General features: G+C 72.4%; 16 protein-coding genes. 5 read left to right on the plus strand and 11 right to left on the minus strand.

Annotated elements, in window-relative coordinates:
- Positions 1-52: 52 nt before the first annotated feature.
- The 4 genes from DNL27_RS09760 to glyA all read right to left on the minus strand — a co-directional run bounded on the left by DNL27_RS09760 (position 53) and on the right by glyA (position 4,000).
- Positions 53-892, minus strand: a complete 840-nt coding sequence (locus DNL27_RS09760; RefSeq protein WP_112235425.1) for an exodeoxyribonuclease III — start codon at positions 890-892, stop codon at positions 53-55.
- A gap of 105 nt (positions 893-997) precedes the next feature.
- Positions 998-1,525, minus strand: coding sequence for a hypothetical protein (locus DNL27_RS09765; RefSeq protein WP_112235426.1), 528 nt, complete (start codon positions 1,523-1,525; stop codon positions 998-1,000).
- 308 nt (positions 1,526-1,833) lie between these two features.
- Positions 1,834-2,724 carry a bifunctional methylenetetrahydrofolate dehydrogenase/methenyltetrahydrofolate cyclohydrolase gene (locus tag DNL27_RS09770; RefSeq protein WP_112235427.1) on the minus strand — a complete coding sequence of 297 codons (891 nt, stop codon included), beginning with the start codon at positions 2,722-2,724 and terminating at the stop codon, positions 1,834-1,836.
- Position 2,725: 1 nt separating this feature from the next.
- Positions 2,726-4,000 (minus strand): serine hydroxymethyltransferase, encoded by a 1,275-nt coding sequence (gene glyA, locus DNL27_RS09775; protein ID WP_012398868.1) that lies wholly within the window; start codon positions 3,998-4,000, stop codon positions 2,726-2,728.
- A gap of 290 nt (positions 4,001-4,290) precedes the next feature.
- Between glyA and DNL27_RS09780 the strand changes: the two genes are divergently transcribed.
- Both DNL27_RS09780 and DNL27_RS09785 read left to right on the plus strand, forming a co-directional pair.
- Positions 4,291-7,644 (plus strand): beta-phosphoglucomutase family hydrolase, encoded by a 3,354-nt coding sequence (locus tag DNL27_RS09780; protein ID WP_112235428.1) that lies wholly within the window; start codon positions 4,291-4,293, stop codon positions 7,642-7,644.
- A gap of 180 nt (positions 7,645-7,824) precedes the next feature.
- Positions 7,825-8,382, plus strand: coding sequence for a gamma carbonic anhydrase family protein (locus DNL27_RS09785; protein WP_112235429.1), 558 nt, complete (start codon positions 7,825-7,827; stop codon positions 8,380-8,382).
- An 83-nt stretch (positions 8,383-8,465) separates the two neighbouring features.
- On the opposite strand, the gene purH is transcribed toward DNL27_RS09785, so the two are convergent.
- Both purH and purN read right to left on the minus strand, forming a co-directional pair.
- The gene (gene purH, locus DNL27_RS09790; RefSeq protein WP_112235430.1) at positions 8,466-10,076 is read right to left on the minus strand and encodes a bifunctional phosphoribosylaminoimidazolecarboxamide formyltransferase/IMP cyclohydrolase; all 1,611 of its coding nucleotides are present in this window, start codon (positions 10,074-10,076) and stop codon (positions 8,466-8,468) included.
- 211 nt (positions 10,077-10,287) lie between these two features.
- Entirely contained in the window at positions 10,288-10,845 is a 558-nt protein-coding gene (gene purN, locus DNL27_RS09795; protein WP_012398872.1) for a phosphoribosylglycinamide formyltransferase, read from the minus strand.
- Positions 10,846-11,205: 360 nt separating this feature from the next.
- Here purN and DNL27_RS09800 point away from each other — a divergent pair, with 360 nt between their 5' ends.
- Positions 11,206-11,829 carry a hypothetical protein gene (locus tag DNL27_RS09800; RefSeq protein WP_162627127.1) on the plus strand — a complete coding sequence of 208 codons (624 nt, stop codon included), beginning with the start codon at positions 11,206-11,208 and terminating at the stop codon, positions 11,827-11,829.
- Between the two features lie 32 nt (positions 11,830-11,861).
- Here the strand turns inward: DNL27_RS09800 and DNL27_RS09805 are convergent, their stop codons facing one another.
- On the minus strand, positions 11,862-13,751 hold the full coding sequence (locus DNL27_RS09805) for a DUF6350 family protein (protein ID WP_239494336.1): 1,890 nt from the start codon (positions 13,749-13,751) through the stop codon (positions 11,862-11,864).
- A 118-nt stretch (positions 13,752-13,869) separates the two neighbouring features.
- Between DNL27_RS09805 and DNL27_RS09810 the strand changes: the two genes are divergently transcribed.
- Both DNL27_RS09810 and DNL27_RS09815 read left to right on the plus strand, forming a co-directional pair.
- Positions 13,870-15,045 carry a glycosyltransferase family 1 protein gene (locus DNL27_RS09810; protein WP_204360287.1) on the plus strand — a complete coding sequence of 392 codons (1,176 nt, stop codon included), beginning with the start codon at positions 13,870-13,872 and terminating at the stop codon, positions 15,043-15,045.
- Positions 15,046-15,414: 369 nt separating this feature from the next.
- Positions 15,415-15,711 (plus strand): hypothetical protein, encoded by a 297-nt coding sequence (locus DNL27_RS09815; protein ID WP_112235434.1) that lies wholly within the window; start codon positions 15,415-15,417, stop codon positions 15,709-15,711.
- 330 nt (positions 15,712-16,041) lie between these two features.
- Here DNL27_RS09815 and DNL27_RS09820 read toward each other — a convergent pair whose 3' ends face one another.
- The 4 genes from DNL27_RS09820 to DNL27_RS09835 all read right to left on the minus strand — a co-directional run bounded on the left by DNL27_RS09820 (position 16,042) and on the right by DNL27_RS09835 (position 24,696).
- The gene (locus DNL27_RS09820) at positions 16,042-17,628 is read right to left on the minus strand and encodes a GMC family oxidoreductase (RefSeq protein ID WP_112235435.1); all 1,587 of its coding nucleotides are present in this window, start codon (positions 17,626-17,628) and stop codon (positions 16,042-16,044) included.
- A gap of 170 nt (positions 17,629-17,798) precedes the next feature.
- Positions 17,799-19,292 carry an aldehyde dehydrogenase family protein gene (locus tag DNL27_RS09825; protein ID WP_112235436.1) on the minus strand — a complete coding sequence of 498 codons (1,494 nt, stop codon included), beginning with the start codon at positions 19,290-19,292 and terminating at the stop codon, positions 17,799-17,801.
- Positions 19,289-21,436: a choline BCCT transporter BetT gene (gene betT, locus DNL27_RS09830; protein WP_112235437.1), complete on the minus strand. Its 2,148-nt coding sequence runs from the start codon at positions 21,434-21,436 to the stop codon at positions 19,289-19,291. The genes DNL27_RS09825 and betT overlap by 4 nt, the downstream gene beginning before the upstream one ends.
- Before the next feature lie 140 nt (positions 21,437-21,576).
- A complete protein-coding gene (locus DNL27_RS09835; protein ID WP_112235438.1) occupies positions 21,577-24,696 on the minus strand; it encodes a hypothetical protein in 3,120 nt (1,039 codons plus the stop codon).
- Positions 24,697-24,834: the final 138 nt, after the last annotated feature.

The following is a 24,834-nucleotide window of genomic DNA, read 5'->3' on the forward strand; positions in this document are numbered from 1 at the left end:
TGCCGTGCCCGGCCCCGGACGGGGGACGGGGGGAACCGGGCGGGTGCCGGGCTCAGTCGAGGGCGTAGTCCACCACGAGCGGGGCGTGGTCCGAGAAGCGGACGTCGTAGCTGGCGGCGCGGTCCACGGTGGCGCTGCGGGCGCGCGCCGCGAGGCCCGGGGTGGCCATGTGGTAGTCGATGCGCCACCCGGCGTCCGTGTCGAACGCCTTGCCGCGGTAGGACCACCACGTGTACGGGCCGGGGACGTCCCCGGCCAGGCTGCGGGCCACGTCCACGTAGCCCACGTCCCCGAAGAAGCGGTCGAAGTACGCCCGCTCCTCGGGCAGGAAGCCCGCGTTCTTCACGTTGCCCTTCCAGTTCTTGATGTCCCGCTCGGTGTGGCCCACGTTGAGGTCTCCCACCACGAGCGCGTGGTCGGAGCCCTGCGCGAGCTGCGGCAGGCGCGTGAGCATCGCGTCCATGAAGCGGTACTTGTCCGCCTGCTTGGGGGTGTCCACCTCGCCGGAGTGCACGTAGGCGGACACCAGGGTGAGGGTCTCCCCGTTGGGGAGCGTGACGTCGTTCTCGATCCAGCGCCCGGAGTCGTCGAAGTACTCCTCGCCGATCCCCACGCGCGAGGCAGTGGGCAGCAGGGCGCTGTCGAACGCGTCCCGGCGGGTGGCTATGGCCACGCCCGCCCGGCCCTTGGCGGCGGCCTCGGTGTGCTGCACGTCCCAGACGTCCTCGTCCAGCAGCTCGCGCGTGATCTTGTCCGGCGCGCGCACCTCCTGCAGGCACAGCAGGTCCACGCCGCGCGGCGCGAGCCAGTCCGCCATGCCGCGCCGGTACGCGGCCCGGATCCCGTTCACGTTCACCGTGGCAATGCGTACGCTCTGTCCTGACTGCGCCATGCTGGGAGTGTCTCCTCGAATCGTGGTTCGTGTGCTGGTCCCGCGGGCACGCGTCTTGCGGGCCTGCGAACGGCGGGCGACGACGCCGCGCCGCGCCTGCCGCGCTCAGTCCACCACGGTACCGCTGACCGGGGTGCCGGAGTCCTTGAGGCTGCGCAGCCCGTTGGCGGCGGTCATGTCGATGGTCTCGAGCGCCCGGCGGATCTGCTCGGGGTCGGGCTCGGGGGCGGAGAGCTGCTCCTTGACCACGGTGGACTGCACCAGGATCACCTGCATCCCGTGGGCGAGCTTCTCGTCGCGCAGCGAGCGCCCCTCCCCCGCGGTGGTGGCCGGGGCCCGGCCGTGCTGCGCCTGGAACTGCTCCTGCGCCTGGCGCACCTGCTCCCGCCCGAAGGCGGCCGCCCTGCGCACCATGGCCAGGGCCCACACCGCGAGCATGAGCCACCCCAGGGCGATGCCGGCCAGGATCCAGCCGAGCAACGAGTTGGCGTTGGCCGCCTGGATGAGCGCCACGGCGAAGATCACCACGAGCACGGCGAGCCCGATGACCGTGCCCCACAGGGCGGTGCGCCCCGAGCGCGGGCTCCCGGCGGTGTCGGCGGGCTGGGTGGACGAGGATCCGATCGGCTGCATGGGGCCATTGTCTCAAACGCGGCGGGGCGCGCCGAATCGTGCACGGCGGTGGCCGCCGGCCCGCGCGGGCGCGACCGGCCGTCAGCCACCGGCGCCCCGGCCCGCCCGGATTCGCTCCCCGCCACGGGCGTGGCCGGGCCCGGGTTCCCGGAGCGGTGCACCGCATCCGCGAGCCGGGAGCGCGCCGCCCGCCCCGGCCCCGGGGGACGCACGACGCCGCCCGGCGGTCTCGCGCACGAGGCGGCCGAGCGGCGTCGTGACCGGGCTGCGGTCCGGCGGCGTCGTGAGCCGGTGCGGGCCGGCGGGGCTCAGGGCTGCCCGAAGACCTGCCGCTCGCAGGACTCGACCACGTTGACCAGCAGCATGGCGCGGGTCATGGGCCCCACACCGCCGGGGTTGGGGGACATCCAGGACGCGACCTCGGCGGCCGCGGGATCGACGTCCCCCGTGAGCCGCCCCTTGCCCGTCTCGGGGTCCGGGACGCGCGAGACGCCCACGTCCAGCAGCACGGCGCCCGGCTTGACCTGCTCGGCGGTGACCATGTGGGGCCGCCCGGCGGCCGCGACCACCACGTCCGCCCGCCCCAGCAGCTCGGGCAGGTTGCGGGTGCCCGTGTGCGCGAGGGTCACGGTCGCGTTGATTTCGCGGCGCGTGAGCAGCAGCCCCATGGGACGGCCCACGGTCACGCCGCGGCCGATCACGAGCACCTCGCGCCCCGCGAGCTCCACCCCGTGGCGCGTGAGCAGCTCCACGATCCCGTGCGGGGTGCACGGCAGCGGGGAGGTCATCGGCTCGCTGACGTTGAGCACCAGCCGCCCCAGGTTGGTGGGGTGCAGCCCGTCGGCGTCCTTGGCGGGGTCGATCCGCTCCAGCACGGCGTTGGTGTCCATGTGCTCCGGAAGCGGCAGCTGCACGATGTAGCCCGTGCAGCGGGGGTCCTCGTTGAGCTCGTCGATCACCCGCTCGAGCTCCTCCTGGGACGCGTCCGCCGGCAGCTCCCGACGGATCGAGGCCAGGCCCACCTGCTCGCAGTCGCGGTGCTTGCCGGCCACGTAGGAGCGAGAGCCGGGGTCGTCGCCCACGAGCACCGTGCCCAGCCCCGGCACCACGTCCCGCTCGCGCAGCCGTGCCACGCGCTGCGCGAGCTCCTCCTTGATCTGCCCGGCCGTGGCCTTGCCGTCGAGGACCTGAGCCGTCACCTCACCACTCCTCGAGGCCGGGGTACAGCGGGAACTGCTCGGTGAGGGCGTCCACGCGCGAGCGCAGGGCATCGACGTCCGCGCCGGGCATGAGCGCCTGGGCGATCACGTCCGCGACCTCGGTGAACTGCTCCGCCCCGAAGCCGCGGGTGGCCAGCGCGGGCGTGCCGATCCGCAGCCCGGAGGTGACCATGGGCGGGCGGGGGTCCCACGGCACCGCGTTGCGGTTGACCGTGATGCCCGCGCGGTGCAGCAGGTCCTCGGCCTGCTTGCCGTCCAGCTCGGAGTCGCGCAGGTCCACGAGCACCAGGTGCACGTCCGTGCCACCGGTCAGCACGGACACGCCGTGCTCCGCGAGGTCCGGTGCCGTGAGCCGCTCCGCGAGGATCTGGGCGCCCTCGATCGTGCGGCGCTGGCGCTCGGCGAAGCCCTCGGAGGCCGCGATCTTGAACGCCACGGCCTTGCCCGCGATCGCGTGCATGAGCGGTCCGCCCTGCTGACCCGGGAACACCGCGGAGTCGATCTTCTTCTTGAGGTCCGCCTCGCACAGGATCACACCCGAGCGCGGGCCCGCGAGGGTCTTGTGCACCGTGGAGGTGGTCACGTGGGCGTGCGGCACCGGGTTGGGGTGCAGCCCGGCAGCCACCAGACCGGCGAAGTGCGCCATGTCCACCCACAGCTTGGCGCCCACCTCGTCCGCGATGGAGCGGAAGGCCTCGAAGTCCAGCTGGCGCGAGTACGCGGACCAGCCGGCCACGATCACGTTCGGACGGGCCTCCAGGGCCTGCTCGCGCACCCTGTCCATGTCGATCCGGTAGGTCTCCGGCTCCACCTCGTACGCGGCGATGTTGTAGAGCTTGCCGGACACGTTGATCTTCATGCCGTGCGTCAGGTGCCCGCCGTGGGCCAGGGAGAGGCCCATGAGGGTGTCGCCCGGCTGCATGAGCGCGGCCATCACGGCCGTGTTCGCCTGCGCACCCGAGTGGGGCTGCACGTTGGCGTGGTCCGCCCCGAACAGCTCGCACGCACGGTCACGGGCCAGGTTCTCCACCACGTCCACGTACTCGCAACCGCCGTAGTAGCGGCGCCCGGGGTAGCCCTCGGCGTACTTGTTGGTCAGCACGGAGCCCTGCGCCTCGAGCACAGCTCGCGGTGCGAAGTTCTCGGAGGCAATCATCTCCAGCGTGGAGCGCTGGCGTCCCAGCTCGTCCTGGATCGCCTGGGCGACGTCCGGGTCCACATCCGAGAGCGGCTGGTTGGTCACAGATTCGGTCATGCTCCACCTTCTAGGTCCGCGGTAGGTTCCCCCTCAGCATATCCAGGAACGGGGGCGGGCTGTTCCGTGGATTACACCCGCCCCGCGCCGCCCACCGCTCCGGTGCGCCCCGGGGATCCACGGCGTCGTGTGATAGCCGGTGGTGGACTACGGGTAAGGTGTGTGCCCGAACCTCACGCGCGTGACGTGCTCGCGCGACGTCGACGCGCTGCAGGACCGCCCCCCGGAGACCGCGCGCGCCGTACCACCCGTTCCAGGTCCTCGTCCCATGCTCTAGGAGTCCCCGCGCCGTGAACGTTCTTCCCACCGCCCCGTTCACCGCCGCCATGCCCCGCGTGACCGACGCAGCGCCGTCGGAACCGGTGGACGTGCTGCGCACCCGCTTCGCCGCCGTGATCTTCGACATGGACGGCGTGGTCACGGACACCGCCGGGGTCCACGCCCGCGCGTGGAAGAAGCTCTTCGACCAGGTGCTCGCGGACCCGCGGCTGCAGCCCGCCGAGGAGGGGATCGAGGTGGACCGCAGCCCGTTCGACATGGGCAGCGAGTACCGTACCTACGTGGACGGACGACGCCGCGAGGACGGCGTGCGCGCGCTGCTCGCGGCCCGCGGCGCCACGCTCCCCGAGGCGGACAGCCACGCCGAGCCGCAGCCCGGGGACTGGACCGTGCAGGGCCAGGCCGGCGCGAAGGACGGCTACTTCCACGACGAGCTCGCCGTGCACGGCGTGCGCGTCTTCGACGGCACCGTGGCCCTGATCGAGCGGCTGCGCGAGGGCGGGGTCCCGGTGGGACTCGTGACCGCGAGCCGCAACAGCGCGGTGGTGCTGGCCGCGGCCGGGCTGCAGGACTCCTTCGACCGGATCGTGGACGGCAACTGGGCCGCCGAGCACGGCCTGCCGGGCAAGCCCGCACCGGACACGTTCCTCGAGTGCGCCGGGCTGCTGGGCGTGGCGCCCGAGGACAGCGTGGTGGTCGAGGACGCCGTGGCCGGTGCGCAGGCCGGGGCGGCCGGCGGCTTCGGCCTCGTGGTGGGCGTGAATCGGGACGGCGCCCGGGAGCGGCTCTACCGCGCCGGCGCCCACGTGGTGCTCAACGACGTCTCCGAGCTGGACCTCGGGGCGCGGCGGGAGGACACCTGGCGGCTGGTCTTCGAGGGCTTCGACCCGGCCGTGGAGCCCCGCCGCGAGGCCCTGCTGACGCTGGCCAACGGCTACATGGGGGTGCGCGGCGCCGCGTGCGAGTTCCCCGCCAACGGCGTGCACTACCCCGGCACGTACCTGGCCGGGGTGTTCAACCGCGTGCTGAGCCACGTCAACGGCCGGGACGTGGAGCACGAGTCCATGGTCAACGCCCCCAACTGGCTGCACCTGGACCTGCGCCTGTCCGACGGCCGGTGGTGGTCCGAGGGCGGGCTGCGCCCCTCCGACGAGCGCGTGGAGCTCGACCTGCGCCGCGGCGTGCTGATCCGCACTCTCGTGCTCACGGACGCCGAGGACAATCCCGCGCCCGACGGGCCCGAGCGCAGCCTCGAGATCGAGCAGCGCCGCCTGGTGTCCCTGCGCCACCGCCACCTGGGCGCCCAGGAGACGCGGATCGTCTCGCGCGGCTACAGCGGACGGCTGCACGTGCGCACGGGCGTGGACCCGGCCGTGACCAACAGCGGCGTGGCGGAGTACAAGGAGCTCAACTCCCACCACCTCTCCCTGCTGGAGTCCACCACCCTGCCGGACGAGCACGAGACCCTGCTCTCCCTCGTGCGCACCTCCCAGTCCAAGATCGAGATCGCCATGGCCCAGCGCACGCGCATCGAGTGCGAGGGCGCCGTGACCGAGCGCCGCGAGGTGCGCCCGGGCGGAATCGAGTTCCGCCGCCACACCGTTCAGGTGGAGCCGTGGAGCCCCGTGCTGGTGGACAGCACCACCGCGGTGGTCACGAGCCGGGACGCGGCGATCGGCTCCCCGCGGGACGGCGCGCTCGCGGAGCTCAACCGCACCCCGTTCGGCGTGCGCAAGCTGCTGGCCTCCCACGAGATCGAGTGGGCCCGGTTCTGGGACCGCTACGAGGTCACCCTGGAGTCCGCCGAGGACACCCCCGAGCACCTCAGCACGCAGCTCGCGGTGCGCACCCACCTGTTCCACGCGGCGCAGACGCTCGCCCCGCACCTGACCCTGCGCGACGCCGGTGTCCCCGCCCGCGGTCTGCACGGCGAGGGCTACCGCGGCCACATCTTCTGGGACGAGCTGTTCATCCTGCCGGTGATCAACATGCGCCAGCCGCACGTGACCCGCTCCCTGCTCTCCTACCGCTGGCGGCGCCTGGCCATGGCGCAGCAGCGGGCCCGGGAGATCGGCCTCTACGGGGCGGCGTTCCCGTGGCAGTCCGGCTCCGACGGCCGTGAGGAGACCCCTCCGGAGCTCTACAACCACCACTCCCGCCGGTGGCTGCCGGACAACTCGTGGCGGCAGTTCCACGTGGGCCTCGCGATCGCCTACAACGCGTGGGTCTACTACGAGTCCACCGGGGACATGGACTGGCTCTCCAGCCAGGGCGCGGAGCTGATCATCGGGATCACCCGCCTGTTCGCGTCCCTGGCGGAGTACGACTCCCACGACGGCAAGTACCACATCGACGGCGTGATGGGCCCGGACGAGTACCATGACGGCCCCGCCGGCCAGCACGGGGGCGGGCTCAAGGACAACGCGTACACCAACGTGCTCGCCTCCTGGCTGTTCCGGCACTCCGCGCACATCTTCAACGACATGGTGGAGCACCAGCGCGAGTACCTGGAGTCCCGCTTCGAGATCTCCCCCCAGGAGGTCCAGACGTGGCTGAACATGGCCAAGAACATGTACGTGCCGTTCAACGCGGACGGTACGATCGCCCAGTTCGCGGGCTACGACGAGCTCGCCGAGCTGGACTGGGCCTTCTACCGCACGAAGTACCGCAACATCGGCCGCCTGGACCTGCTGCTGGAGAACGAGGGGGACCTGACCAACAACTACAAGCTCTCCAAGCAGGCGGACACCATCATGCTCGTCTACCTGCTGGGCCCGGACGGCGTGGTGGAGGAGCTGGCCCGCATGGGCTACACCACGGACCTGGACGCCGTGCAGCGCACCGTGGACCACTACATCGCCCGCTCGTCCAACGGCTCGTCCCTGTCCCGGGTGGTCAACGCGGCGGTGCTCGCGTGGCTGGACCCGGACCGCTCGTGGGGCTCGTTCCAGGACGCCCTGATGATCGACATGGACGACACCCAGGGCGGCACCACCGGCGAGGGCATCCACCTGGGGGCCATGGCCGGCTCCGTGGACGTGATCACCCGGGCGTACGCCGGGCTGCGCGTGCGCGGCGGCTGGCTGGAGTTCCAGCCCGCGCTGCCCCGCGAGATCGAGGCCGTGGACTTCACGGTGCTCTACTACGGCCAGGTCATCGAGGTCTCCCTGGACCACGACATCCTGGAGCTGGAGGGCAGCTCCGTGAAGGCGGACCCGGTGACCATCCACGTCCACGGCGCCGAGTACGTGCTCAAGGGCGGCCAGAAGATCTCCGTGGCCCTGCGCCACCGCACGTCCCGCCGGCCCGAGAAGGCCACTGCGGCGCTGCGCCGTCGTTTCATCTCGGACGCCGGGGCCCTCTGAGCCACTCGGGCGACGCCGCCGGTCCCGTGCGCGGCGTCGTCGTCCGCACCCGGGACTGGTCCGACGGCGCGCGGCCGGGTGCCGACCGCAACCCCGGGTTCGGCGTGCCGCCCGCAGACCCAGTTTCGGTGTGCCGCGGCGCACGGGGGCGCCCGGAAGGGCCGCACTAGACTGTGCTGCATGACACACAGTGCTTCTTCCGCGCCCGACGCCGCCCGCGAACCACTCGTCCTCACCTACGGCCAGAGCCGCCCCAGGGTGGCGGAAACCGCGTTCGTGGCCCCGAACGCGACCCTCGTCGGGGACGTCACGGTGGGGGCGGGCGCGGGGATCTATTACGGCGCCGTCGTGCGCGGTGACCGCTCCCCGCTGCGGATCGGCGCGAACTCGAACCTGCAGGACAACGTGACCGTGCACTCGGACCCGGAGCACCCCACCACGATCGGCGAGCGCGTGAGCGTGGGCCACGGCGCGGTGGTCCACGGCTGCACGCTCGAGGACGACGTCCTGGTGGGCATGAACGCCACCGTGCTCAACGGTGCCGTGGTGGGCAGCGGGAGTCTGGTGGCCGCGGGCGCCGTGGTCCTGGAGGGCACGGTGGTGGCCCCCGGTTCGCTCGTGGCCGGCGTGCCGGGCAAGGTCCGCCGGGAGCTCACGGACGAGGAGCGCCGCGCGGTGAGCCGCAACGCCCAGCGCTACATCGTGCTCTCCCGGGAGCACCGCGCCCTGAACTCCTGATCCGCACCCCCGCGAACGCCACGGCGGCCCGGACTCCACGAGTCCGGGCCGCCGTGTGTCTGCGGGCTCGCCGTGGGCGCGGTTCAGTGGAAGAAGTGGCGCGCGCCCGTGAGGTACATGGTCACCCCGGCGGCCTTGGCGGCCGCCACGACCTCCTCGTCGCGGATGGAGCCACCGGGCTGAACCACGGCGCGCACGCCGGCGTCCAGCAGCACCTGGAGCCCGTCCGCGAACGGGAAGAACGCGTCCGACGCCGCCACGGCCCCGCGGGCGCGCTGCGCACCGTCCTCGGCGAGCGTGTTGGCGCGTTCCACGGACAGCCGGCACGAGTCCACGCGGTTGACCTGGCCCATGCCGATACCCACCGAGGCGCCGTCGTGGGCGAGCAGGATGGCGTTGGACTTCACGGCGCGCAGCGAACGCCACGCGAACTCGAGGTCCGCCAGGGTCTGCTCGTCGGCGGGCTCGCCGGAGACCAGGGTCCAGTTCGCGGGGTCGTCGCCCTCGGCGTCCAGACGGTCCGCCTGCTGGAACAGGGCGCCGCCGGAGACGCCACGGTATTCGAGCGGGTCCCGGGCGAAGCCCTCGGGCAGCGCGAGCAGCCGGATGTTCTTCTTGCCGGAGAGGATCTCCAGCGCCTCGGGCTCGAACTCCGGCGCCACCACCACCTCGGTGAACACGGGCTGGAGGTTGCGGGCCATCTCCGCGGTCACCGGGCGGTTGGCGGCCACCACTCCCCCGTAGGCGGAGAGCGGGTCGCACGCGTGCGCCTTGAGGTGGGCGTCGGCGATCGGGTCCACCGCACCGGGGGTGGCCACGGCCACGCCGCACGGGTTGTTGTGCTTGACCACGGCCACCGCGGGCTGCTGGTAGTCGTAGGCGGCGCGCAGGGCGGCGTCCGCGTCCACGTAGTTGTTGTAGGACATGGCCTTGCCGTGCAGCTGCTCGGCCTGCGCGATGCCCGGCGAGGCGGCGTCGTCCGTGTACAGCGCGGCCTTCTGGTGGGGGTTCTCGCCGTAGCGCAGGGACTCCGCGCGCTGCAGCGCGAGCCCGGCGTAGGGCGGCCAGAAGTTGGCCCGGGGGTCGTGGTCGAACTGCTGGGCGGTCCAGGTGGCCACCGCGGTGTCGTACGCGGCGGTGTGGGCGAACGCGGCGGCCGCGAGCTTCTGGCGGGCCGCGAGATCGTAGCCGCCCTCGTGCGCGGCGCGCACGACGTCCGGGTAGCCCGCGGGGTCCACCACCACGGACACTGCCGCGTGGTTCTTGGCGGCCGCGCGCACCATCGAGGGCCCGCCGATGTCGATCTGCTCCACGACGTCGTCACGGCCGGCACCCGAGCGAACGGTGTCCTGGAACGGGTAGAGATTCACGATCACGAGGTCGAACGGGTCGATTCCGAGCTCCTCGAGCTGGTCCTCGTGCTCCTGCTTGCGGCGGTCCGCGAGGATTCCCGCGTGCACGCGCGGGTGCAGGGTCTTCACGCGCCCGTCCAGGCACTCCTGGAAACCGGTGACCTCGGAGACCTCGGTGACGGGCACGCCCGCAGCCTGGATGGTCTTGGCGGTGGAGCCGGTGGAGACGATGTCCACGCCGGCGTCGTGCAGCCCGCGCGCGAGGTCCTCCAGACCGCTCTTGTCGTAGACGGAGACCAGTGCCCGCTTGAGCGGCACGCGGTTCAGGTCGGAAGTGTTCACAGACTCTCCAGAGGACGTGGGGACGTGTGGGCCGGCGTCGGCCCTGCGCGCGCGGTCAGCGGCGTGCCCGGGCCCGGGAGTGTCGGCTCCCGGTGGCGGGTCCGCGCGCGGTGTCGTGGAGCACGACGGCGCGGGGCCCGCAACGGCGCCCGGGCCAGTCTACGGCCGGGCCACGGAGCACCCCGCGATGTGTCGTCCGGCGGCGCGGATCTCAGCCGGCCAGCTCGGCGAGAGCCTCCACGAGCAACGAGCGCTCGGCGGTCTTGATCCGCTCGTGCAGGGTGTCCTCGGTGTCGTCCGGCAGCACGGGAACGGCCACCTGGGCGAGGATCGGGCCGGCGTCCACGTCCGCGACCACCTCGTGCACGGTGGCCCCCGTGATCCTGACCCCGTAGGCCAGGGCGTCGCGCACCGCGTGCGCACCGGGGAAGGACGGCAGCAGGGAGGGGTGCGTGTTGACGATCCGCCCCGGGAACGCGGCCACGAAGGGAGCATCCACGATGCGCATGAAGCCCGCGAACACCACGCGGTCCGGACGGTGGGAGACGATCTCCCGCTCCAGGGCGCGGTTCCACCGTTCACGGTCCGGGTGCTCGGACGGTGCCACGAGGAACGTCCCGATCCCCGCCGCCTCGGCCCGCCGGAGCCCCTCGCACGGCCGGTCCGCACCCACGGCCACGATCTCCACGGGGGCGTCCCCGAGGTGCAGGCCGTCGATCACCGCCTGAAGATTCGTACCGGACCCCGACACCAGAACCACCAGTCGCATGCCGCCATGCTAGCCGCCGGAGCGGTGCCACGGCGGACCGGGCACCCTGTCGGGGTGGTGCGGGAGCTGTTCCAAGGACGGGGCGGGCTGTCTCGCCCCGTGGCCACCGCCCGGCTCCCGGGGATGCTGCCGGCCCCGTCTCCCCCGGTGGTGCCCGGCTTTCACCGTCCGCCGGGCCGCACCCCGGTGCGCGCGTGGGGCGGTCCCCGGCGGGCGTTCACGTCGGAGACGAGGATGCACCACCCCGGCGCGCGCGGGGCGGGCCCCGTTCCCGGGCGGCCCGGGCCGCGCGCACTTGTGGTCCGGGCCCCGCGCACCGGTGGTCCGGGCCTTGCCGGGGACTCGCCTACAGTGGTGGGCATGCAGGATTCCCGTCAGCGCGGCACCGCGCCCCGCGACCCCTCCCCCGGCGCACCGGAGCCTCGCCGGGACCCCGCCGCCGACGCCCCCGCCGTGAGGTTCGCGGCCGCCGCCGCGGGACTGTCCGTGCTGGCCTCCGCCCTCGTCACGCAGGATGCCCTGCCCACCGCGGTGGGGGTGGTGCTCGCGCTGGCCGGGATCGCGATGGGCATCGTCTCGCTCGTGCGCCACCGCCGCTCGGCAGCGCGCACGCTGGTCGTCTCGTTCGCCGTGATCGCCATCCTGTGGGGCACCCTGAACGCCCTGGGCGGCGGGAGCCGGCTGGTGGTGTGGCCCGCGAGCGAGGTGTACCGGGACTGCACGGCCCGCTCCCTCACCCTGAACTCCGGCGCGCAGTGCGAGCGTCAGCTCACCGACAACGTCTGGCGCCACCTGACCGGCAAGCCGGTGGAGACCGGAGCGCCGTCCCCGAGCGCCTCACCGAGAGTGTCGCCCAGCGCCTCCCCGAGCGGTTCCGCCGGCGTTTCACCGAGCGGTTCGGCCAGTGCGTCGCCCTCGGGCTCTGCGGCCACGCCATCCGCGTCCCCGGACACCGGGGCGCCCGGCGCCAGCGCCACCCGCTGAGCCCCGGCCCCTCCGGCCGACCGGTCACGCGCCTAGCGCTCGTTCTCCCGGTCCATCGCGGCCAGTCGCGCGGCCTTGCGCTTCGCGGACCGTTTCTCGGCACGACGTCGCTTGGCCTCTTTGCGGCGTGACGGCCCCGTGTCCGTCTCCTCCGCAGGTGCGGGCTCGGCCCCGCCGACCCTCACCGTCGCGGGCTTCGCACGGGGCGCCCGCGCGGTGTCCCGTGCGCCCACGGTCGTGGAGCCCGTCCTGGACGCCGACGCCGCCGCACTGCGCCCCCAAGGGCCGGGCGTCTCCCCGGGGCGCACCGGGTCCTCGACCGGCTCCCCCTCCGACGTCGGGTGCTCCGACCTGACGTCCTCCGGCGCCGGGTGCTCCGGCAGCGTGTCCTCCGGGGTGCTCGACCGGGTCCAGGGGAACCTGCGGGCTCGCGGGGCTACAGGGGGCTCCTCCTCCTCGGCCTTGTCGTGGTCCCCGGTCAAAATGTTCTGGGAGGGGGTCTGCGCGGCGGGGACGGGGCCGTCCGAGAGTGCGGCCGCGGCGTCGTCGTCGGAACCCCACGAGCGGGAGCGGTAGCCCTCGCGCTCGAGCCAGGGGCCCAGCAGGTACCCCACCGCGGCGCCGACCGCGAGCTCGGCGCCGAGCCACACGAAGACCTTCCCCGCGTCCGGACCGATCTCCGTGAGGCGCCCGATGCCGAGCGATCCCCCGGACAGCCACGCGAGCGCGGCCACGAGACCCGCCCCCACGGCGGCGATGAACGCCACGGTGAGCAGCGTGGAGAGCACGAAGGTGAGCCAGCGCAGGGGCAGGCGGATGGCCATCCAGTCGTCCAGGTGGTTCTCCCCCTCACGGCAGAACCACCAGCCCGCGAGCAGACCCGCGATCACCGGCAGCGCCAGCACACCGGCCGTGAAGGCCCCGGGATCGGCGGGGACCGCCGCGAGCGCCGGGAACTGCGGGAGGGGCCCCAGGACCGTGTGGAACGGGGACGTGATGGTGCCCGAGCCCAGGGAGAAGCCCGCACCCGTGGACCATGCGAGCGCCCACACCACCATGTTGGGCAGGAAGCCCAGCTGCAGCGCGGTGAGCGCGGTGTCCCCTGCGGCACCCGTGCCGAGGTCCTGGTAGACCGTGATGACGTCGTCCCAGTTCGCCCCGAGCGCGAGGGTCAGCAGCAGCGCCCCACCGGCCACCGCGGCCACCGCGGCCAGGAACCCGGCGCGGATCACGGCCCACACGTAGGAGCCGGCCCAGCGCGAGTACTGGCTGGTTCGTTCGAGCCAGGACGCCGCATCCGTCCCGAGCACGGCCGCGAGGGAGCGGGAGGCGCTCCAGCCGCCCACGAGGGTCCCGAGCCCCGCCGGGACCAGCGGGCACAGCGCCGCGGGCAGCAGCTGCACCGAGACCTGCTCCGTGCGGCTGAGCAGCGCCACTAGCACCCCGAACCCGGCGTACGCGGCCATCCCGGCGACGAACGGCACGAGGAACTGCCCGCGCCAGCACGCGCGGGCGATGCGGCGCCCGGCCAGGACGGCCAGGGTGAACGGGATGAGCGAGAGGCCCAGGGGCAGCAGGGTCACGGTGCCTCCGCCGTCCAGGGAGAGCCCCTGGATCGCGTGGATGCCCACGGGGGCGCCGTGGGACAGCAGCCACGCCTGGCCCGCGAGCCGCAGGCTGCCCGCCGCGCCCAGCGTGGCGAAGCCGCCCGCGGCCCAGACCGCGCCCAGCAGCAGGGCGCCGAGCAGCAGGCCCACCACGGCCACCACGAGCAGCTCGACCACCCCCTGCAGTGCCAGGGGCATGGGCACGCCGGCGTCGCTGCGCGCGGGGCGTGAGGGCTCCGACGCCGCGGAGGAACCGCGCGCCTGCCAACGGTCGCGTACGCCCGAGACCACGCCGGGCACTGAGGGAAGTTTCATCCCTCCCATCCTCCCACGACGCCCGGCCCCCACCGGGCAGCCGGAGTTCGCCCAGACTTCACCCCCGGGTCACCGGCGGGTGGCGTGCCCGTGAGCCGGACACCCCACCGTGGGAGGCGTGAGAATCGCACTGGTCGCCGAACAGTTCCTCCCCCACGTCAACGGTGTCACCCACTCCGTGATCCGCGTCCTCGAGCACCTGTGGGACCGCGGCCACGAAGCCATGGTGATCGCCCCCTCCTACGAGAAGACCCTGTTCCTGGGTTCCGTGGACCACGTGGACGGCGTGCGGGTGGAACGCATCCCGTCCCTGCCGCTCGCCGGCTACCCCGAGGTGCGGGTGGCCAGCTGCACGGTCACCCGCATGCAGCGCATCCTGAGCCGCTTCGCCCCGGACGTGGTGCACGTGGCCTCCCCGTTCATCCTGGGCTGGCAGGCCATTCAGGCCGCCCGGGGCCTGGGGCTTCCCTGCGTGGCGGTCTACCAGACGGACGTCCCCGGGTACGCGGCACGCTACGGAGCGGCCGTGCTGGAGAAGGCCATGTGGTCCCACGTGCGCACCATGCACAACACCGCCACGCTCACTCTGGCGCCCTCCACCGCCTCGATCGCGTCCCTGCACGAGCACGGCGTGCAGCGCGTGCACATGTGGCGCCGCGGGGTGGACACCGCCCGGTTCCGCCCCGAGCTGCGGGACCACGCGTGGCGGGACCGCGTGGGCGGGGGCAGGCGCCTCGTGGGCTACGTGGGCCGGCTGGCACCCGAGAAGCAGGTGGCGGACCTCGTGGTGCTGGACTCGCTGCCGGACACCCGCGTGGTGGTCATCGGCTCCGGGCCCGAGAAGGACGCCCTGCGCACCCTGCTGCCGAACGCGAGCTTCGAGGGCTTCCTCACGGGCGACGCCCTGGCCACGGCCATGGCCTCCCTCGACGTGTTCGTCCACCCCGGGGAGCACGAGACGTTCTGCCAGACCATCCAGGAGGCCATGGCCTCGGGCGTGCCCGTGGTGGCCGTGGGCCGCGGCGGGCCCCTGGACCTCGTGGACTCCTCCTGCAACGGCTGGCTCTACCGGCCCGGGGACACCGAGGCGCTGCGGGAGCGGGTGCGGGACCTGGTGGGCGACGACGCCAAGCGCCTCGCGTTCGCCCGCACCGCCCACCGCACGGTCCAGTCCCGCACGTGGGCCGGCGTGTGCGACGAGCTGCTGGGACACTACGAGCGGGCGTGCCGGATCAGTGCCCGCCTCGGGACCCACCGCGCGGGTGGGGCGGCCATCGCCCCGGGGCTCCGCTGACCCCACCCGGCCGTTGGCCAGCGCTCTTCGGAGAGCCGCAGCTGCGTGCTGAGGGCGTCCGCGGCAGCGCATTCGCGGCATTTCTGGGGCTCAGATGTGTTCTGACGTGACTCCCGGAGACGCTCCCGGGCGCCGTTGGTTAAGTTTTGATGACATTCCCGGCCCGGTCCTGGCTCCCACCCTGGCGGGCTGGTTAGGCTCGAACCGACTTCACGAGATGCACCCGCGCGAGGGCAGCACGCCCCCGCACGACCCGGGCTCCAACCCGGTGCACGCCAACCCTCGGTTCAGGGGTGGATTGGATGACGAAGCGGCCGGGCCACACGTGTGGCCCAGGCAAGCAGCCAGAAAACTCAGAGGCCACACACCATGAACAGCACAGCACAGCGACCCCCGTACGCCCCCCAGGCCACCCCGGAGTCCCGGGAGCAGTGGGTGGACGTCACCGTCCGCGCGGACACCGCGCACCAGGTCGTCTCCCTCACCGAACCGGACGGGCAGGAGCACACGTACGTCACCGACGACGTCCGGGAGCTCGCGCTCGCCACCCAGCACACCCGCGGCCGCGGCCAGTGGTGCGCCAAGTACCGCCGCCTGCTCGTTCCCGGGGCCTCCCGGGTCACGGGGGGCATGTCCTTCTACAAGCTCGAGCCCGTTCCGGCCTGATCCGGAGCGCGCCGCCCCGGCGCCGGGTGCCCCGGCTGCGCTGGTCTCCCCCGGCACACGAGGCACCGCACGCAAGCGGAGCATCGCGGGAACGCGGGGCACCGCAGGTACGCCGGATGTCCCGGGCATGCCGGGCACCGCAGACACGATCGGCAGCCCGGGCGCGGAGTCCACTGGCATCACCGACTCCACGGGCAGCACAGATCTCACACGGCACAGAGACCCGGCACGGCGCGCGAACCACGCGCCGTGCCGGGCCTCTTCCGGACCGCCCCTCCCCCGCACCTGCTCCGAGGGGCCCGATCACCGGGCCGGGGCGGGGCGGGGCGGTCAGGAGTTCACGGCCGCCCGGTCCTCGGTGAGCAGCTCTGCGGCGCGCTCACCGATCATGTAGACCGTGATGTTCGGGTTCACGGTGACCAGCTCCGGCATCACGGAGGCGTCCGCCACGCGCAGCCCGCTCACACCCTTGACGCGCAGCTGCGGATCCAGCGGGGACTCGGCGTCCTCCACCGGACCCATGCGGCACGAGCCCGCGGGGTGGTACACGGTGTTGTGGGTGCGCCGGACGTAGTCCGCGATCTCCTCGTCGCTCTGCACGTCCTCGCCCGGGAACAGCTCGCGGCCCGCCCACTCGGAGAGTCCGCTCTGCGCCACGATCTCGCGGGCTCTGCGGATGCCCGCGGTCATGATGCGCATGTCGTAGCCCTCGGGGTCCGTGAAGTACCGGGGATCCACGCGGGGCTTGTCCCGGTAGTCGCGGGTGCGCAGCCGCACGGTGCCGCGGGAACGGGCGTGGGTGACGTTCGGCGTCAGGCAGAACGCGTTGTCCGCGGTGGGGTAGCCCTGACGGTACGTGTGCATGTCGAAGTTCACGCTGCCGTAGTGCATCATCAGGTCCGGGCGGTCCAGGCCCTCGTCCACCTGGTCGAAGATCCCGATCTCCCACCACTGCGTGGAGTCCTCCACCATGGGCTTCTTGGCCTCCCACTGGATCACCGCCTCCGGGTGGTCCTGCAGGTGCGAGCCCACGCCCGGGGAGTCCACGAGCACGTCCACGCCCACCTCGCGCAGGTGCTCCGCGGGTCCGATGCCCGAGAGCATCAGCAGCTTGGGGGTGTCGATCGCCCCGGCGGAGACCACCACCTCGCGGCGTGCCCCGATCACGTGCGCCTTGCCGAACGCGTTGTCCGTGACCTCCACGCCGGTGGCGCGCAGGTTCTCGTCGAAGAGCACGCGCTTGACCTGCGTGCCGGTGAGGATCGTGAGGTTCTCACGGTCCTGCGCGGGGTGCAGGTAGCTCACGGACGACGAGGAGCGGGTGCCGTCCTCCCGGGCGCTGATCTGGAAGAAGCTCGCGCCCTGGGCCACGGTCTTGCCCGTGTTGAAGTCCGCGCGCGGAATCCCGGCCTGCTCGGCGGCGTCGAGCAGGGCGACGCCGCACGGGTCCGTGGCGGGCACGTTGCGCAGCCGCACGGGGCCGTCGTGGCCGTGGTGGGCGCCCGGGTCCTCATTGTTTTCGAGCTTCTGGTACAGCCGGAACGCCATCTCGGAGTTCCAGCCCTCCAGCCCGTACTGCGCCTCCCACTCGTCGAGGTCCTCGGACGGGGCCCAGAACGCGATGCACGAGTTGTGGGAGGAGCACCCGCCCAGCACCTTGGCGCGCGCCATGCGCATGAAGGAGTTGCCGTTCTCCTGCTCCTCCAGCGGGTAGTCCCAGTCGTGGCCGGACTCCAGCAACTCCATCCAGCGGTTGAGCTGCAGGACCTCGGGGTACCCGGCGTCGTGGTCGCCGGCCTCGAGCAGGGCCACGGTGACGTCCGGGTCCTCGCTCAGCCGCGCGGCCACCACGGCCCCCGCGGAGCCGGCGCCCACGACCACGTAGTCGTACTCGGCAATGGGGTTCTTCTCAGTCATGTCTTCTCCCTTCGGTGGGCACCCGACTCCGCGGTGCGCGACCGCGGCGTCGGAGCCGGTGAGGTGTTCCAGTGCGCGCACCCGCCCGGTGGGCGGGTCAGTGCGCGGGGGTCCGTGCGGGCACGCAGGTGCCGCGGCGTCGTCGTGCTCCGGGCGGACCCGCGGTGTGCTCAGTGCTGCGCGAACCACCCGGTCACGGCGGGGCGCACGTTCTGGTAGACGTGCTTGGTCTCCTGGTACTCCCCGAGCCCGTCGTGGCCGAGCTCGCGGCCCACACCGGACTGCTTCATGCCGCCCCACTCGGCCTGCGGCAGGTAGGGGTGGAAGTCGTTGATCCACACGGTGCCGTGGCGCAGCTTCGCGGCCACGCGCTGGGACCTGCCCGCGTCCTGGGACCACACGGCACCCGCCAGGCCGTACTGGGTGTCGTTGGCGATCGCCACGGCCTCCTCCTCGGAGGTGAAGGTCTCCACGGTCACGGTGGGGCCGAAGGCCTCGTCGTGCACGCAGTCCATGTCCGGGGTGCACCGGTCGATCACCGTGGGCAGGTAGAAGAAGCCGTTCTCCAGCTGCAGGGACCCGTCCGCGGAGGGGCCCTCGGCGAACCGGCCGCCGCAGCGGATCCGGGCACCCTGCTCGCGGGCGCGCTCCACGTAGGCGTGGACCTTCTCCCGGTGGGCCTCGGAGATCAGCGCGCCCGTCTCGGCCTTCTCGTCGAACGGGCCGCCCAGCAGGATGCCCTCGGCGCGAGCCACGAGGTCGTCCACGAAGCGCTCCGCGATCGACTCCTCGACCACCAGCCGGGCCCCGGCAGAGCACACCTGGCCCGAGTGCACGAAGGCCGCGTTCAGGGCGTTGTCCAGGGCGGCGTCGTAGTCCGCGTCCGCGAAGACCACGTTGGGGTTCTTCCCGCCCAGCTCGAGGGCCACCTTCTTGACGGTGGCCGCGGCCTCGCGGGCGATCACGCGGCCCGTGACGAGCCCGCCGGTGAAGGACACGAGGTCCACACGGGGATCGGAGGACAGCGGCGCACCGGCCTCGGCACCCGCGCCGAGCACCAGGTTGGCCACGCCCGCGGGCAGCTCCAGCTCCTCGAGCACCTGCATCATGAGGATCGCGGTGTGCGGGGTGAGCTCGGCGGGCTTGAGCACGAACGTGTTGCCCGCCGCGAGCGCCGGGGCGATCTTCCATGCGGCCTGCAGCAGCGGGTAGTTCCACGGGGTGATCAGACCGCACACGCCCACGGGCTCGTGGACCACGCGGCTCACCACGTCCGGGTCACCGGCGTCGACGACGCGCCCGGCGTCGTCCGCGGCGATCTTGCCGAAGTGCTCGAAGCAGTCCGCGATGTCGGACATGTCCTGCTGGGACTCCTCGATCCGCTTCCCGGTGTCGAGGGACTCCGCGCGGGCGAACTCCTCGGCGCGCTTGCGCAGCCGGGAGGCCACCCGCAGCAGGAAGCTGCCGCGCTCCGGGCCCGGGACGCTGGACCAGCGGGCCTCGTCGAAGGCGCGGCGGGCCGCGGCGATGGCGCGCTCGGTGTCCTGCCCGCCGGCCTCGGCCACCACCCCCACCTCTCTGCCGTCCGCGGGGCAGTGGATGGTACGGGTGGCGCCGTCGAGCGCGGGGACCCACTGGCCGTCGATGTACAGGGTGCTGCTCATGCTGTGTCCTCCTTGGACGGGGAGTTCTCGGCCCGGGCCGCCGTCTCGGCCGTGGGCAGGCCGATCTGCGTGCTCCCGGGATGGTCGTGGTTGAGCCGGATGAATTCCAGGTGACGCTCGTAGCAGTCCAGGGCGTCGTTGATCAGCTGCTCGGACGTGTACCCCAGCACGTCGTAGCCCAGCGAGCCCGTGGCCGTGAAGACCTCCAGGCGGTAGTAGCGGTCGGAGTCGGGGTTGGTGCGGAACCCGCCGAAGCCGGGCGTGGGGAACGCCACCGGGTGCACCCGGTAGGCGAAGTCCCGCTCCGGGGCGAGGTCCACGGTGAGGCACACCTGCGGCAGCGCCGGGTTCTCCGCCACGGGCTCGGTGTCCACCGAGACCACCACGCCGGAGTCCCGCAGCTCCGAGGCCAGGGTGTTCAGCGCGGGCTCGGCCACCTCGTGCACGTAGCGCTGGGCCGCCCTGGGCCCGGGGTAGCTCACGAGCCGACTGAGCCGCCCGCGCCAGTGGGTGTCCCTGCCGGTGCGTCCGGCCACGGCGGAGCGGGCCGCCACCGCGCCGGAGGCTGCGGTGCTGACCTCCACGCGCAGGGCCCGCCACAGCCCCACCATGATCAGGTACATCACCACGGAGAAGGGCAGCCCCATGATCAGGGTGGCGTTCTGCAGGGTGGTCACACCCCCCACCAGGAGCATGGCCAGGGTCAGCACACCGGTGCTCAGCGCCCAGAACACGCGCAGCCACTTGGGGCCGTCCTGGTTGGGGTCCTCGATCCGTGAGGTGAAGTTGCTCATCACGAGCGCCCCGGAGTCCGCGGACGTCACGTAGAACAGCAGCCCCGTGAACGTGGCGATGGACGCGGCCACCGTGGCACCCGGGTACTGCTCCAGCAGGGAGTAGAACGCACGCTCGGGGGTGTTCATGGCCACCTCGCCGAACTCGGTGTTGCCGCCCACCACGAGGTCCAGGGCGGAGTTCCCGAAGATCGAGATCCACAGCAGGATGAACGCGAACGGCACGGTCATGGTGCCCACCACGAACTGGCGCAGCGTGCGGCCGCGGGAGATCCGGGCCAGGAACAGCCCCACGAAGGGCGCCCACGCGATCCACCAGGCCCAGAAGAACAGGGTCCAGGCGCTCATCCACTCCTGGGGCGCCTCGAAGGCGAAGGTGTTGAGGGTCATCCCGGGGAAGCTCGAGATGAAGTCCCCCACGTTCATCACGATCGCGTCCAGCAGGAACGAGGTGCGCCCGGCCACCAGCACGTAGAGCATCAGGCCGATGGCGAGCACGATGTTCAGCTCGGAGAGCCGCCGGATCCCCTTGTCCACCCCGGACACGCAGGAGACCACGGCCATGCCCACGCCCACGACAATCAGCGCGCTCTGCACCGCCAGGTTCTCGGGCAGGCCGAACAGGGACTTCAGCCCATAGTTCAGCTGCACGACGCCGATGCCCAGGGAGGTGGCCACGCCGAAGACCGTGCCCAGCAGGGCCGCAGTGTCCACGGCGTCCCCGGCAACGCCGTGGATGCGCCGGCCCAGCAGGGGGTACAGCGCGGAGCGAATGCTCAGTGGCATGCCGAAGCGGTACGCGAAGTACCCGAAGGCCATGCCCATGAGCGCATACATGGCCCAGCCGGTGATGCCGTAGTGGAACAGCGTCCACACCACGGCCTGGCGGGCGGCCTCCAGGTTCTGGCCGTCCCCGGTGGGCGGGGCGAAGTACTGGCTCACGGGTTCGGACACGGAGAAGAACATGAGGTCCACGCCGATGCCCGCCGCGAAGAGCATCGCGGTCCACGTGAACATGTTGAACTGGGGCCGGGCGTGGTCCGGGCCCATGCGCACCTTGCCGCCGCGGCTAGCGGCCACCATGACCACGAACGCGATCACGAGGGTCGCGGTGAGGATGTAGAACCAGCCGAGGCGGGAGGCCACCCAGCCCACGACCCCACCGATCACGGCGTCGGCCTGCTCCGGGGCGGTGATGGCCCACGCGGAGAGCACCACGATGACCGTGGCGGCGGCGATCAGCACGCGCCAGTTGACGGGCAGCCGGGCTTTCGCCGCGGCGTCGGCGGAGGACGAGCCCGCCGCGGACGGTTCCGCGGTGGGCGTGGGCGGTGTCGAGGACTCACTCATGGGAACGAACTCATGTCTGGGTCGGACGATGGGCGACCCGGGGTCGATGCGTCGTGTTACCGAGAGGTAGCTGTTTTTCGGCCCTCCAACTATAGGCGAGGCCGCGGGCGGGGGCACATCCGCTCCCCGCCCGGGCGGTCTCAGCCGAGCAGCTTGGCCACCAGGGTGGCCGCGAACTCCTCGGAGACGTCCCCGTAGTTCAGGGAGAAGTCCTCGTCCACCAGCGTGGGCAGCAGACCCGAGCACAGCACGGCCGCGCGCGCGTACAGCCCTGGCAGGGCGGCGCCGATCGGCACGGAGAGCAGGCGCAGCTCGGGATCGTGGCTGACCAGGGCGATCCCCAGCTCCCGGGCGGCGAGGTGCTTGCCCAGCCCCGAGGACACCGGGCGGGCGTGGCCGGACTCCACGTCCTCCGGGGTGCGGAACACGTAGCGGGTCTTGTGGTGGTGGTTGATCCGGTAGAGCCCGGGCCGGTTGCGGTCCTCGGTGGGCTCCCACGTGGCGTCCGCCGGGACGAACTTCTCCGCCACGCCGTTGTACTGCATCTCCCGCAGGGGCAGCCCGGCCACCACGGAGGACAGCGGGGGCAGGGTGTCCAGCATCACCGGCCCGGCGTCGTAGACCACGTCGCACATGCCCTCGGGCAGCATCCGGCTCAGGGCGTCCAGGTCCGCGTCGACCAGCATGGTGGTCGCGTGGTCCTCGGGTGAGAGCACCACTGCCTCGGCACCCTGGGCCGCGGCGGCGCGCGTGACGATCTCCTCCTGCTCGGCCTTCCAGCCGCCCGTGAGCAGCACGGTGCCGTCCACCAGCTGGGTCAGCGCCGGGGAGCAGACCTGCCAGCGGCGCACCGTCCAGTTCTCGTCCCGGATGGTCTCCAGGAAGCCGAGGGCCTGCAGGTGGCCCACGAACCACTCCTCGAAGCGCTCGGAGTCCTCGAGCTGACGGGCCACGATCGACAGGCTCGAGCGCTTGCCCCCGCCCAGGAACGTGAGCATGTCCTTGAACGGCGCCCAGGACCCGGGGTACTCGCCCTCGTCCGGGCCGATGAACTGCAGGGCCTCCACGGAACCCGTCTGCCCCACGGCCGAGAGCTTGGTGAGCCGCCCCGGGTAGCGCTTGGTGAGCCCGCAGAATGTGCAGCGCCCGAAGACCCACGGCGCCTTGGCCTTGGGGTCCATGGGGGGCAGCACCACCTTGTGCTTGCCCGTGACCATGCACGAGACCTGGGGGGCCTCCGGCAGCTCGTTGCTGCGCTCGGGGAACATCTGCCCCTCCGCGGACTCCCAGCCGGCCACCGCGGGCACCTCGGCATCCGGCAGCTCTGAGTCGTGGGCCGCCATGTTGTCGAACGAGCCCTGGACGTACTCCTCCGGGATCTCGTCGCGCGTGACCGCGGTGACCGGCCAGAGGGTCTCCTCGGCCATGTGGACCATCTCGCCCTCGTAGCCCAGCGAGCGCTGGGTGATGTAGTAGGAGCTGTCCCGCACCCGGAACTCCAGGCGCTGCTTGACCGTGCGCCCGGAGCGCAGCACCAGGGTGTAGTCGTTGGGCTTGAGGTGCCCGTCCTGCGTGGCGAGCCCCGTGGTGCCCAGGCTGACCTGGAACGGGGGGACCCGCGGGGTGGTCAGCTTGGTGCTCATGAGCTTGAACGAGTGGGGGTTGCGCCACTCGCACTCCACGCTCAGGGGGTCGTCGCTGTCGGAGGTGACGGTCAACTGTGGGGGCCGCAGCGCGGAGAACCGTTCCACGTCCCCCGGGATGCGCAGCCCTCCGGAGAGCGTCATGGCCGGCACGAGACGCGGGACCAGGGCGGAGAAGTTGTCGTTGACCGTGAGCGCGGGGTCACCGGCGCGCAGCACCTGGACGTCGTCGAAGAGCACCCAGCCCTCGGCCACGCCGTTCTCCCCCGGGCCCACCACTCGGTAGTCCGGCGAGGCGGAGTCGTCCAGGATCGCCCGGACCTGCTCGACCCACTCGGCGTCGTTGCGCACCATGATCCGGCACGGCCACGCGGTGGGGACGTGGTCCACGGACAGGAACGTGTCCGAGTAGGCGTCCTTGGCGAACACCACCACCGGGCGGGGGTTGCGCGTGAGCGTCAGCTCCCCCGCGGTCACGGTGAGCTGGCCAGAGAGCAGGGTGTCGTTGGTCATCCGCGCGTTGTACGCGGAGATCCCCAGGAAGGCGTCCCCGATGTAGGACAGGAACATGGTGCGCGGACCGGCCGCGGTGGCCAGGTCCACCTCGCGCCCGGGAACCAGGCGCTTGGGCACCACGAAGCCGAGCTCGTACACGGGGTTGCCCACGTAGTCCGTGCCGTCGGAGAGGCAGAGCCCCGGGCTGCGCGAGCCCAGGTGCCGCGAGCCCCGGGCGGCCGCGGCGACGTCGTCGTCCGGTGCGGACTCCCACGCGGCGAGCTGGGCGAGCGCGACCTGCAGGGCGGGATCCCGGGTGAGCGGGTTGGACCAGATGCTGCGCATGGTCCGGGAGACGTCCGTGTCCGCGATGTCCAGCCAGAAGTCGATGTAGATCCCCAGCTCGTGCGCACTCATCCCCTGCGCGGTGGTGAGCTCGAGGTCCTCGAACAGCTGGTGCAGCTGCCCCAGCTCGGAGGGGCCGAACAGGGTCTGGGACAGGGCCAGGCCCACAGGGCGGTGGTTCACCGCGTAGGCGGAGGGCAGCCCGAGCTGACCGTCGAACGCCTCCAGCCAGTAGCGCAGCGCGTCCCAGTAGGTCTCAGTGTCCTTGCGAACGGCGGCCTCCAGGGCCTTGGCATTCTCCTGCCCGGCCTGCAGCAGGATGGCGAGCGGGAGGTAGAACGCGGACACGGACTTCTTGCCGGTGCGCGCCGCGAGCGCGGACATGTGGCGCCCCGCGAGCGAGAGCAGCGCGAGCAGCGCCACGATGGGCGGCGGCCCGATCTGCGTGAGGTCCTCGAGCTGGCGCCGGGACATCCGGTACCAGACCTCGGTGAGCTTGTTGAACGCGTCGAAGACCGAGTGGCGGGAGCCGTCCGTGACGAGCAGCGGCGTCACGGAGTCCGCGAGGGCGCGCAGGGTGGACGGCGCGTCCAGGCCGAACTCGGAGCCGATCTGCTCGAGCATCTTCTCGTCCAGGTCCAGCTGGACCAGCTCCCCCGAGGCGCGGGGGCCGAAGAACGCGCGCGCGACGGCGTCGTTCCAGCGCAGGTACTCGACTTCCTGGGGTCCGGATGCAATCGCGTGGTCTCCCGTGCGGAAACCGGCAGCGTCAGCCACAAATCCTCCGTCTGCGCCGTGGGGCGCGTCAGTCTTCATCATTGCCTCCGAGTATAAGTTCCCGGCGCCGCGTGTCCCATGGGCCGTGCCAAGCCCGCGGGACGACGACGCCACCGCGCACCGGCCCGTGGCCGTGTC

This window comes from Kocuria sp. BT304 (genome assembly GCF_003290245.1).
GTDB lineage: Bacteria > Actinomycetota > Actinomycetes > Actinomycetales > Micrococcaceae > Kocuria > Kocuria rhizophila_A.

Excerpts from the sequence above, each read along its gene's own strand:
- DNL27_RS09760 (WP_112235425.1), bottom strand. The coding sequence starts at position 892 with ATGGCGCAGTCAGGACAGAGCGTACGCATTGCCACGGTGAACGTGAAC.
- DNL27_RS09765 (WP_112235426.1), bottom strand. The coding sequence starts at position 1,525 with ATGCAGCCGATCGGATCCTCGTCCACCCAGCCCGCCGACACCGCCGGG.
- glyA (WP_012398868.1), bottom strand. The coding sequence starts at position 4,000 with ATGACCGAATCTGTGACCAACCAGCCGCTCTCGGATGTGGACCCGGAC.
- DNL27_RS09785 (WP_112235429.1), top strand. The coding sequence starts at position 7,825 with ATGACACACAGTGCTTCTTCCGCGCCCGACGCCGCCCGCGAACCACTC.
- purN (WP_012398872.1), bottom strand. The coding sequence starts at position 10,845 with ATGCGACTGGTGGTTCTGGTGTCGGGGTCCGGTACGAATCTTCAGGCG.
- DNL27_RS09800 (WP_162627127.1), top strand. The coding sequence starts at position 11,206 with ATGCAGGATTCCCGTCAGCGCGGCACCGCGCCCCGCGACCCCTCCCCC.
- DNL27_RS09805 (WP_239494336.1), bottom strand. The coding sequence starts at position 13,751 with ATGAAACTTCCCTCAGTGCCCGGCGTGGTCTCGGGCGTACGCGACCGT.
- DNL27_RS09815 (WP_112235434.1), top strand. The coding sequence starts at position 15,415 with ATGAACAGCACAGCACAGCGACCCCCGTACGCCCCCCAGGCCACCCCG.
- DNL27_RS09820 (WP_112235435.1), bottom strand. The coding sequence starts at position 17,628 with ATGACTGAGAAGAACCCCATTGCCGAGTACGACTACGTGGTCGTGGGC.
- DNL27_RS09825 (WP_112235436.1), bottom strand. The coding sequence starts at position 19,292 with ATGAGCAGCACCCTGTACATCGACGGCCAGTGGGTCCCCGCGCTCGAC.
- betT (WP_112235437.1), bottom strand. The coding sequence starts at position 21,436 with ATGAGTGAGTCCTCGACACCGCCCACGCCCACCGCGGAACCGTCCGCG.